The following is a 10,065-nucleotide window of genomic DNA, read 5'->3' as shown; positions in this document are numbered from 1 at the left end:
CCGAAACGGATTTTCGATCGTGATCGATTGTGAAGCCTTGTTAATACTGATCACCAGTTCCATTGCTTCCCTTCTCCTCGTTCTCCCGAGCGATCGGGCATGCTGCCGCCTGGGAGCTTTTCCGACAGACTACTTCATCAGTGACAGGATGGACTTCAGGCCAATCCGTCGCAGCAGCTCTTCGCAGCGCTTCTTTTCGCCGGTGAGCGTGATCGCGATCGTCTGCGCCCTGGCGCTCTGCGGGGAGCGGTCGACTGCGCCCCGGAAACGTCCTTCCCCGACCCGCTGCCAGCTTCCGTACAGGACCAGGCACCGGCCCTCTCTCCATCGGCCAGCCGCAGCCTGCTCGCCCTCCCGGAATTGGGCAGCTGCCGCGCCGCTCCATGCGAAGTCTTCCCCCTGCTCGAGCCCCGCGGTCTCGTCGTTCACCGTAACAGCGATCGATGCCTCAGCATCCCTGATCAGGAATGGCAGGATATCCTGGCCGATCTTCCGGTCCACTTCCTCGTGCACGGCATGCATCCTCCGGCCGTTCTCCTCAAGCTCGTCGTTCAGGCGCCTCTCCTCGGCCGCATTCTTTCTCCGGACTGCCCGTCTCAGAGACAGTGAAACCTCGGTCTGATGCCTGATCAGTTCGTCGATCGCGGGCTTCGCTTCCTCGTTGTGCCTCCGCGAGCTTTCGGCGAATGCCGCATCCAGCTTCTGCTGCTCGTCCTTTACGCCGGTTGCCCGGCGGTAGTTCCTAGTAAGGCTGAAATGCAGGAACCGGGCCTCTCCGGACGCCGGCTGAGGGACGACCTCGAAGTCTCCGGAAACGATCCACCCTTCCGGGGCCGGAGGCATGGCGTTCCTGACGGCAGCGACGGCAGGAAGCACGGTCGACCGGTAATAATCGCTGCCTCCCTGCGCCGGGCCGGAAGTTTCTTCCCCTAACGCGGGGACCGCCAGAAGGCCGGCCACGATGATCGTAATGACCGCAGAAGGTATCCTGGACCGGTTCCTGGTCATGATGGCACCTGGTAAATCCCTTTCACGCATGGCTCCGGCGATCACGACCCGGAAGTTTTCCCGGGGAATAGGCGATCAAGCATGTCCCACCGGGTGTCCATCAGGATACCCTCGTGCTCGGGATCCTTGGGTATGGCGGCGGGGCTCCTGATTTCGATCCGGAAGCCCGCCAGCACGGCGACAAGAGACTGCTCCACCCCGGAGAAAAAATCCCTGTCCGCCTCGAGATCCGTCTGGGGTCTGACGGCAAGCTGTCCCAGGAGGGGGGCGAGCTGCTTCAGCGAGGCCGCAGCATAGTCATGGACGGATTCGTACAGGCCGGTCATGACAAAGAGGTCCTCGAGCAGCTGGAGCGAGATCTGCTTCGAAAGGCGGGCCACCGTGGCCTTCATCGACTCGAGGAATTCCTTGGTGACCGGCCCATGCTGAAGACTGTCCCGGACCTGGTCCTTGAAGTGGTTCTTGATGTCCTCGATCATGCGGTTTTCGGCCTTCTTGCCGACCTGAAGGTCCACGAGCGCTCCGATCGAGGCTTCGCAGTGCTTCCGGATGGCCTCGAGTTCAACGCCGACCGCGGCCAGGATCGCGTTCAGCTCCGTCTGGAGTGCAGACCAGCGCTTCCTCTGCGCGTCCATGTCGCGCTTCCGCTCATCGATCATGCGCTGGAGCCTGTCGATCCTGGCGGCCTCGTCCTTTTTCCCCGCACGCAGCCGGGCGATCTCCTCCTCGGCGGACCGGATGAATACCGACGGCTTCTTCAGGTCGATCTCGGAAAGCGCCTGCCGGTAGTATTTGAAATGCTCCACGGCGGACCGGACCCCCGGCGTGAAGAGGCCGGACCGGTCGAGCACGCCGTACTGCAGCGCATCCTGATAGGGCATGGTTCTGTTGCCCCGTTTCCGGAGCAGCGCGAACTCCTGCACGGCAGCGTAGAATTCCAGATAGTATTTCAGATCATCGCGATGCGTCTCCTTCCTGCCTGCCCGTTTCGGGCTGTCCAGAAAAGCAGCGAGCTGTTCGTGGCTCGGAAGGATATCCTCGTTCTTGCGGGCCTGCAGGCGGTATTGAGACTGTTCCAGCGCCATGGAATGTCACATCCGATCGTCGGAAATGAGAACCGGGGAAATAATACAGCAGATGCCGCATGCGGTCAAGGGTCTGATCGGATGCCCGCGCGGGGCAATCAGATGTTGAGGTCATCGATCTGCCTTGCCAGCGGCTTGACGAGCACGACCCCCGACCGGGTATTGAACAGGAGCTTTCGGCCGTGTTTTCCGCCGGTATCGGACCCCACGACCGGGAGCCGTTCATCCCGCAGCATGTCCTGGGCCAGCACGATGTTGCGCTGACCGATGTTCATGCAGGCGCTTGTGGCCTTGAGCATGTCGCCGCCGCCGAAAACCTTGGCCTGCAGGTTTCGCCGGTCTGCGCCAAGTGCGAGCATCTTGTCGATCAGCCTGACGATCGCAATGTTGCCGAACCGGGGAGAGGCGAGGCCTTCGCCGTTCCAGAAGGGAAGCATGAAATGATTGATGCCTCCGATCCCCTTCCGGGGGTCCCAGAGACAGACGGAAACGCAGGAGCCGAGCACCGTGAGCACGGAATGCTCCTCCGGATGGGCAAAGAGGTTCCCCGGCAGAAGATAGTGGCTGTTGTTAGTACCGGTCATTGGCGCAAGACCTCGGCTGAACCGAACAGGATATTCAGAACGCGTTTCCGCTCTCGAAGAGGAACTCGTTGCCATCGCCCGAGAAGACATCGCTCCCGCTGCCGGGGGCCTCGGGGACGACCACCAGGAAAAGGCTGCCCCCGGACTCGGGCTGAGACACCATCACCTTGCCACCGAGCAGTTCAACGATGGCCTTCGTGATGCTCAGTCCCAGGCCGTGGCCCCGGTGCCTTTTCGTCGTGCCTTGGTCGAGTTGATGGAACCGCTCGAACAGCCGCTCCCGGTCCCCCTCCGGGATCCCCATGCCTTCATCGGCAACGGACAGGCGAAGGGAACCGCCCGACCGCCCGACCTCGATCCTGACTCGCCTGCCCGCCGGGCTGTGCTCGATCGCGTTCGCCAGGAGGTTCGCGACCACGAGGCGGAGCTTTTCGGGGTCCGTCGGGAACAGCAGGCTCGCCTCACCCTGCTGATCACCGGAGCAGGTAAAATCCAAGGCCACACCCTTTTCCCGTGCTTTCTGCTGAACGGACGCGATCACGCGGCTCACGAGCGACGCGATATCGACCTGCGCCCGCACTACCGTTGTCTCCCCGGCCTCGATTTCGGCCGCCATGAAGATGTTCCGGAGCTGAAAGTCGAGGTCGAAGGCCTCATCGTGGATCATCCGGGCCATGAGCTGCCTGGACTGCTCGTCCTTCTGCGGCATGGCGAGCTGTCCGGCCATGTTCAGGATCGCGGTCAGGGGATTATTGATCTCGTTCCTGATGTTCGAGAGGAAGTTGCTCTTCAGCTTCTCCGATTCCGCGAGCTTGATGTTGAGCTTCTCGATCTTCTCATTCATCACCCTCATGTCGTGGAGCGCCTTGCTGGTGTCCCGGAACCGTTTGGCAAGCTCCGCAAGCAGCTCGGCATCGTTCATTCCATCCATGATTCCCTCCTCCTTCGCTTCTTCGGAACCGCGCATCCGGCCGGTTCAAGCATAGCGGATTTCTCCGTACAGGACGCGGGTGCTGCGCGATGATGCTGCATCCGCCGCCGCGGGAAAAAAGAGCCCGCGCCGGCAATTTCCTCTCGCTTTCTTGTCGGCACGGGGCGCCGGAACTTTAGCACTTGGCCGGCATTGAAACATTACCGGTAGGGGTACAGAATATAGAAAAGGACTGAGAGCGCCGCGAAGATCCACATCCCGGCCCGCACCTCGCGGGCCCTGCCCGCCAGAACCTTGAGCAGGGGATAGGTGAGCAGGCCGGCCGTCATGCCCACGCCGATGTTGTAGGTGAAGATCATGAGCACGATCGTGAGGAACGCCGGGATGAGCTCGGTGGAATCGCTGAAATCGATCCGGGTGATGGGGCCGATCATGAGGATCCCGATCACGATGAGCGCAGGACCGTAGGCAGACGGCGGAACCACGGTCAGGAGCGGCGCAAAGAACAAAGCGAGCAGGAACAAGCCTGCGACGACCAGCGACGTGAAGCCGGTCCGTCCGCCCTCCTCGATCCCGGCGGCGGACTCGATGAAGACGCCTGTCGTGGTCGTTCCCAGGACAGGCGCGACCAGGTTCGCCAGGGCGTCCACCAGCATCGGCTTCTCGATCTCCGGAAGGTTTCCGCTCTTGTCCAGGAACCCGCCCCGCGCCGACAGCCCGATCAGCGTGCCCACGGTGTCCACGAAGGCCATGATGAAAATGATAAAGGCGATGGGGATGTTCTTGGGATGGAGGGCCCCCGCGATATCGAGCTGCAGTAGCACCGGAGCGAGCGACGGCGGCAGGCTTACGAATGTATCCGGGAGGGGCGTGAACCCGAACAGGAAGGACAGGAGCGTGGTGACGAGCACTCCGATGATGATCGCGCCCCGCACCCGCCAGAGCATGAGCCAGACGATCACGAGGAGGCCGGACAGCGCGAGCAGGACCGTGGGCCGCGTGAGTCTGCCCAGGGCGACCGGCGCGCCGGGGACGCCAAGGGTCACGATCCCCGTCTCATTCAGGCCGATGAACGTCAGGAAAAGGCCGATCCCGACGGCAAAGCTGTACTTGAGCGAAAGCGGGATCGTCTGCGCCAGCCATCCCCGCACCCGGAGGACCGTGAGCAGCGTGAACAGCATGCCGGCGATGAAGATCGCGCCGAGCGCGGTCTGCCAGCGCATGCCGAGCGTTGACACGACGGTGAAGGCGATGAATGCGTTCTCGCCCATATAGGGCGCGAGGGCAAAGGGCCGCCGCGCGGTCACCGCCATAAGCATCGACCCGAAGGCTGCGGCGAGGATTGTCGCGACCATGGACGGGCCCCTGGGTATCCCGGCGGTCTCGAGGATTGCCGGGTTCACGACGATGATGTAGGCCATCGTCAGGAACGTCGTGATCCCGGCAAGCGTCTCCTTCTTGTAGCCCGTGTTGTATTTCGTGAACTCGAAATAGGTCTTCATGTGCTTATTCCGCCCGAACGTTAAGACAGGGCTCCGGGGGTCCCAGGGGATTCCCTCAGGGATAAAGAACCGGCCTTAAGCCGCAGGGTTCAGCCGCACCTCGGTTCATCCACGGCTTCCTTTCCTCCCTCACTCCGCCTTCAGCAGTTCCGGGTTCGTGTGAGGAATGAACACCGCGCCGAGGAACTCCTTCATGAACTCCGGATCGTCGTGCATGTGCTTGTAGGTGATCTTCCCGGCCACGGCGTTGATCGTCGCGACGAGACCGCCGTTCCCGAGCAGCATCCGCGCACCCTCGAGGGACGTGTTGCCCCGGGCAGTGACGATCTCCGCGGGCCAGGCCGGAAGCATGCCGATGGCAACGGCCTTGTTCGCGTCGATCCCGCTCCCGAGGGCACCCGAAACGGACACGGCCGCGATGTCCCTGAACCCTATGCCCACGGACCGCGTCAGCACCAGGAGCAGCGTGAACATTGCCGCCTTGGACTTTAAAAAGTTCTGGATCTCGCTCTGCCTGATCAGAAGAGGGTCCCCGCCTCCGCAGCGGATGGTGTAGGCCGGTTCGCCGTCGACGGTGGTGACGTTCGTCCTGTCCATGATCAGGGCCCCTCCCCGGTCGACTATCCCCGCCCGGTGGAGGGCGTACAGCAGGCTCACCATGCCGGAGCCGCAGATGCCCTCGGGCTCGTGGTCGTCAAAGGTTTTACAGGCCGTCTTCTCGCCCGTTATTTCCACGTCAAAGATGATCCCCCTGCTTGCCCGCCTGCCGATCCGCGTGATGCCCTCCTCCAGGGCGGGGCCTGCCGCGCCCGCACCCACCAGCATCCAGTCCCGGTTGCCGATCACGATCTCCGCGTTGGTGCCCACGTCGATCAGCACCGATGTCCGTTCGGATTGGTGCAGCCCCGTGGCAATTATCCCGGCTATGATATCGCCGCCCACGTAGCTTCCCGCGTTCGGGAATACGTAGACCGCGGCTTCGCGGTTCACGTCGAGCCCGAGCTCATGTGCCGTGAAGAACCCCGGCGTGCGGACCACGGGCACGAAGGGGTCCACGGGAATCGTGCTGATGTCGAGACCGAGGAAGAAATGGCTCATGACCGTGTTGCCGGCAACGGCCAGGGCATGCACCTCGTCCGCCCTGATCCCTGCCTGCTTGCAGACCCTCAGGATCGCGCCGTTGATGCCCTGCCGGAGCGCCTCATAGACCTCATGAGCACGGGGGGACATGGCGTGGTGCATGCGCGTCAGGATGTCGCTCCCGAAAGCGATCTGCGGGTTCTCGCAGCTCAGGGTCAGGACGGCTGCCTGCGACCTGTTATCGTACAGCTGGAGGACGAGGTTGGTGGTGCCCAGGTCCAAGGCGAGGGAATAGGAGCCCGCGCAACCGGCATCGATGAGCCGGTAGCCGCCCTCGATCCCGGCCACGGCGCAGGTGAGTGACCGGACGCCGGCCCTGTCCTTTGCAGCCAGTTGTGCGAGGACTGTCAGCGGGATGGCGAGGGGCGAAAGGCCGAGCACGTCCCTGACCCGCTGATCGTGCGCTCGTCGGTCGTCAGGCGTTGGCAGCGGGAGCTGTATCTCTTTGGTAATGATCAGCGGGGGCATGTTCGCAGAGCGGCGTTCAATTCGTGTGAAGAACGGCAAGGATGTACAGCCATGAGTCACGATAGTATAAACGGGCTGAAAAGGCAAGGCGAAAGAGCATTGCCGAAGGCGCTTTCCCTGGCCCCCGTAAACGCTCCGACAGCCTGTTGCCGGCAGCCATCCGGAGCGCCCGGGAGCCCCTTCTTTGCCTTGACAATGATGCGGAAATCGTCATAATAGTATCCGTTTCCCTGTTCCCTGGAGGGCCGCATGACGGTCGATCAGATATCCATATTTCTCGAGAACAAATCGGGGCGCCTGGCCGAGGTGACCGACATTCTTGCCCGGAACGGGATCAACATCAGGGCCTTGTCCCTGGCTGACACGGCCGACTTCGGTATCTTCCGGCTCATCGTGAGCGACCCGCAAAAGACGCAGGCGGTCCTGAAGGAGAACGGCTTCACCGTGGCGAAGAACGAGGTCGTGGCGGTGGTGCTCCCCGACCGGCCGGGCGGACTCGCCGGCGTCCTGAAGACGCTCCAGGGAAAAGGCATCAATGTCGAGTACATGTACGCCTTTGTCCAGAAGAGCGAAGGGAACGCCGTCCTCATCTTCCGGTTCGATGAGATCGAACGGGCCATCGAAGCGCTGCGGAACGCGGGCGTAAAGGTCCTGGACGGCGAAGAGGTCCGGCGGCTGTAGTAGTTCCCGGTCCGCGGGAATTCCATACTGAGGAGGAGCAAAGATGAAGATTCTGAGGTTGATTGGTATCATGGCATGCGTCATCACACTGTCCGTGGGCACGGCGCTGGCCGGCGGCACGATCAAGGTCGGCGCCATTCTGGCGATCACAGGGCCTGCGTCGTTCCTCGGCGCGCCGGAGGCAAAGACGCTCGAGATGCTCGTTGAGGACCTCAACGCCAAAGGCGGCGTCAACGGCACCAAGATTGAGCTGGTCATCAAGGATTCCGGGGCCAGCCCCGAGAAGGCCGTCTCCTTTGCCAAACAGCTGATCGAGGAGGAAAAGGTCTTCGCGATCATCGGCCCGTCCACGAGCGGCGAAACCATGGCCATCAAGAACATCGCGGAAGAGGGAAGGACGATCCTCCTTTCCTGCGCTGCCGCCGAGGTGATCGTGAATCCCGTAGCAAAATACGTGTTCAAGACACCCCAAAAGGACAGCTACGCGGTGGTCAAGATCTTCCAGCAGATGAAGAAGATGGGAATCTCGAAGATCGGCATCCTGTCCTCCAACACCGGGTTCGGCAAAGCGGGCAAGGAGCAGCTTGAGAAGCTCGCACCGGAGAGCGGGATCCAGATCGTGATCAGCGAGGTCTACGACAAGGCGGCCACGGACCTCACCGCCGAGGCGACGAAGCTCAAGTCCGCCAATGTCCAGGCCATCGTGAACTGGTCCATCGAACCGGCCCAGGCCATCGTGATCAAGAACGCCCGTCAGATCGGCATGACCGTGCCCATCTTCCAGAGCCACGGCTTCGGCAACATCAACTACGTGAAGGCGGCGGGCGCCGCGGCCGAGGGCGTGATCTTTCCGGCAGGCAGGCTGCTTGTGGCGGACGTGCTTTCGGACAAGAACCCCCAGAAATCCCTGCTCCTTTCCTATAAAAGGACCTATGAGTCCCGTTACAAGGAGGACGTGAGCACTTTCGGCGGCCATGCCTATGACGCCCTGATCCTCCTCGAGCGAGGCATGAAGGACGCGGGGCCGAACGCGGACAAGGAGAAGGTCCGGACCGCGATCGAGAACATCAAGGGGCTCGTGGGCACCGCGGGCATTTTCACCATGTCCCCGGCAGACCACAACGGCCTCGACATGGACGCTTTCGCCATGCTGACCGTGAAGGACGGCAGGTTCGCCCTGCTCGAGAAATAAGGACCTGAACATGACGACAGGGAGTGTCCGGTACGAACGGGCGCTCCCTGTCGTTTGGTACGGCAGGAATATCCGTTTTGTCTCACACGAACGCATAGAGGCACGAAGGGGAGATGCTTAGTTTTTGAGAATGGCCGTCCAACGTGTCTTTGTTTATTCCCGCGTTTTCGCAGGAGCAGGGTATATCTTTGTGTGAAAATCGGGTTTATGCCGTAGACGTTACCCTGCACCATCCTTTTTTTGGGACGGTATTCTATTCTTCATCGAGGAGGCAGAGATGAGGCTGTTCAGACTTCTTCTGGCGATGTTCATTATTTCGGCTCTCGCGGTCTTACCCGCTTTTGCCGCGGACACGATCAAGGTCGGTGCTATCCTCTCCGTGACCGGACCGGCATCCTTCCTCGGCGCGCCGGAGGCGAGGACGCTCGAGATGCTCGTCGAGGACATCAATGCCAAAGGGGGCGTCATCGGCAAGAAGCTGGAGCTCCTCATCAAGGATTCCGGCGGAAGCCCGGAAAAGGCGCTCTCCTTCGCCAAGCAGTTGATCGAGGAGGAGAAGGTCTTCGCGATCATCGGCCCGTCGACCTCCGGCGAAACCAAAGCGGTCAAATCTATCGCGGAGGACGGCAAGACGCTGCTCATTTCGTGCGCCGCCGCAGAGTTCATTGTGAACCCCGTTGCAAAATACGTGTTCAAGGTGGCTCCCAAGGACAGCTATGCCGCGGTCAAGATCTTCCAGCAGATGAAGAAGATGAAGATCTCCAGGATCGGCGTGCTTTCCAGCAACACCGGCTTCGGCGCAGGGGGCAAGGAACAGCTCGAGAAGCTGGCTCCCGAGCACGGCATCCAGATCGTGGTGAACGAGGTCTATGACAAGTCCGCCACGGACCTGACGGCCGAGGTGACCAAGCTGAAGGCTGCGAAAGTCCAGGCCATCGTGAACTGGTCCATCGAGCCGGCGCAGGCCATCGTGATCAAGAACGCGCGCCAGATCGGCATGAAGGTGCCGATCTTCCAGAGTCACGGCTTCGCCAACATCCAGTACGCAAAGGCGGCCGGCGCGGCAGCGGAAGGCGTGATCTTCCCGGCAAGCCGCCTCATCGTCGCAGACGCGCTTCCGGACAAGAATTACCAGAAACCGGTCATCATGGCCTACAAGAAGGCCTATGAGGCGAAGTTCCACGAGGACGTGAGCACCTTCGGAGGTCATGCCTATGATGCGCTGATGCTGCTAGCCCGCGCGATCCGGGAGGGTGGCGATGACCGTGAACGCGTCCGCAGCTCCTTTGAGAACATCAAGAACTTCATCGGCACCGCCGGGGTCTTCAATTTTTCGCCGTCAGACCACAACGGCCTCGATATCGACGCCTTTGCCCTGCTGACCGTCAAGGACGGCAAGTTCGTCCTGCTGGAGAAGTAGAACCGGATAATCACGGATCAACACGGTTTTAATGCGACTCCCAAAGAGTGAGAT

At 61.5% G+C, this 10,065-nt stretch carries 9 protein-coding genes; 3 read left to right on the top strand and 6 right to left on the bottom strand.

Annotated features, from left to right (window positions below; translation table 11 throughout):
- Positions 1-129: 129 nt before the first annotated feature.
- From VL197_16470 to VL197_16445, 6 genes are all read right to left on the bottom strand, one after another.
- Positions 130-1,008, bottom strand: coding sequence for a hypothetical protein (locus tag VL197_16470; protein HUJ19582.1), 879 nt, complete (start codon positions 1,006-1,008; stop codon positions 130-132).
- A gap of 41 nt (positions 1,009-1,049) precedes the next feature.
- Positions 1,050-2,093 carry a hypothetical protein gene (locus VL197_16465; protein ID HUJ19581.1) on the bottom strand — a complete coding sequence of 348 codons (1,044 nt, stop codon included), beginning with the start codon at positions 2,091-2,093 and terminating at the stop codon, positions 1,050-1,052.
- Positions 2,094-2,191: 98 nt separating this feature from the next.
- Positions 2,192-2,677, bottom strand: a complete 486-nt coding sequence (locus tag VL197_16460; protein ID HUJ19580.1) for a chemotaxis protein CheD — start codon at positions 2,675-2,677, stop codon at positions 2,192-2,194.
- A 34-nt stretch (positions 2,678-2,711) separates the two neighbouring features.
- The gene (locus VL197_16455; GenBank protein HUJ19579.1) at positions 2,712-3,608 is read right to left on the bottom strand and encodes a HAMP domain-containing sensor histidine kinase; all 897 of its coding nucleotides are present in this window, start codon (positions 3,606-3,608) and stop codon (positions 2,712-2,714) included.
- A 200-nt stretch (positions 3,609-3,808) separates the two neighbouring features.
- The gene (locus VL197_16450) at positions 3,809-5,110 is read right to left on the bottom strand and encodes an NCS2 family permease (GenBank protein ID HUJ19578.1); all 1,302 of its coding nucleotides are present in this window, start codon (positions 5,108-5,110) and stop codon (positions 3,809-3,811) included.
- Positions 5,111-5,239: 129 nt separating this feature from the next.
- Positions 5,240-6,718: an ASKHA domain-containing protein gene (locus VL197_16445; protein HUJ19577.1), complete on the bottom strand. Its 1,479-nt coding sequence runs from the start codon at positions 6,716-6,718 to the stop codon at positions 5,240-5,242.
- 249 nt (positions 6,719-6,967) lie between these two features.
- On the opposite strand from VL197_16445, the gene VL197_16440 reads away from it, so the two are divergent.
- From VL197_16440 to VL197_16430, 3 genes are all read left to right on the top strand, one after another.
- Entirely contained in the window at positions 6,968-7,399 is a 432-nt protein-coding gene (locus VL197_16440) for an ACT domain-containing protein (GenBank protein ID HUJ19576.1), read from the top strand.
- Positions 7,400-7,442: 43 nt separating this feature from the next.
- Positions 7,443-8,591: an ABC transporter substrate-binding protein gene (locus tag VL197_16435; GenBank protein HUJ19575.1), complete on the top strand. Its 1,149-nt coding sequence runs from the start codon at positions 7,443-7,445 to the stop codon at positions 8,589-8,591.
- A gap of 277 nt (positions 8,592-8,868) precedes the next feature.
- A complete protein-coding gene (locus VL197_16430; GenBank protein HUJ19574.1) occupies positions 8,869-10,011 on the top strand; it encodes an ABC transporter substrate-binding protein in 1,143 nt (380 codons plus the stop codon).
- Positions 10,012-10,065: the final 54 nt, after the last annotated feature.

It is taken from the genome of Nitrospirota bacterium (genome assembly GCA_035516965.1).
Lineage (GTDB): Bacteria > Nitrospirota > UBA9217 > UBA9217 > UBA9217 > MHEA01.
This window is presented reverse-complemented; position numbering and strand designations above follow the sequence as displayed.

What these genes read in the sequence shown, in the direction of transcription:
- VL197_16430 (HUJ19574.1), top strand. Translation starts at nt 8,869, where the DNA reads ATGAGGCTGTTCAGACTTCTTCTGGCGATGTTCATTATTTCGGCTCTC.
- VL197_16450 (HUJ19578.1), bottom strand. Translation starts at nt 5,110, where the DNA reads ATGAAGACCTATTTCGAGTTCACGAAATACAACACGGGCTACAAGAAG.
- VL197_16445 (HUJ19577.1), bottom strand. Translation starts at nt 6,718, where the DNA reads ATGCCCCCGCTGATCATTACCAAAGAGATACAGCTCCCGCTGCCAACG.
- VL197_16470 (HUJ19582.1), bottom strand. Translation starts at nt 1,008, where the DNA reads ATGACCAGGAACCGGTCCAGGATACCTTCTGCGGTCATTACGATCATC.
- VL197_16435 (HUJ19575.1), top strand. Translation starts at nt 7,443, where the DNA reads ATGAAGATTCTGAGGTTGATTGGTATCATGGCATGCGTCATCACACTG.
- VL197_16465 (HUJ19581.1), bottom strand. Translation starts at nt 2,093, where the DNA reads ATGGCGCTGGAACAGTCTCAATACCGCCTGCAGGCCCGCAAGAACGAG.
- VL197_16440 (HUJ19576.1), top strand. Translation starts at nt 6,968, where the DNA reads ATGACGGTCGATCAGATATCCATATTTCTCGAGAACAAATCGGGGCGC.
- VL197_16460 (HUJ19580.1), bottom strand. Translation starts at nt 2,677, where the DNA reads ATGACCGGTACTAACAACAGCCACTATCTTCTGCCGGGGAACCTCTTT.
- VL197_16455 (HUJ19579.1), bottom strand. Translation starts at nt 3,608, where the DNA reads ATGGATGGAATGAACGATGCCGAGCTGCTTGCGGAGCTTGCCAAACGG.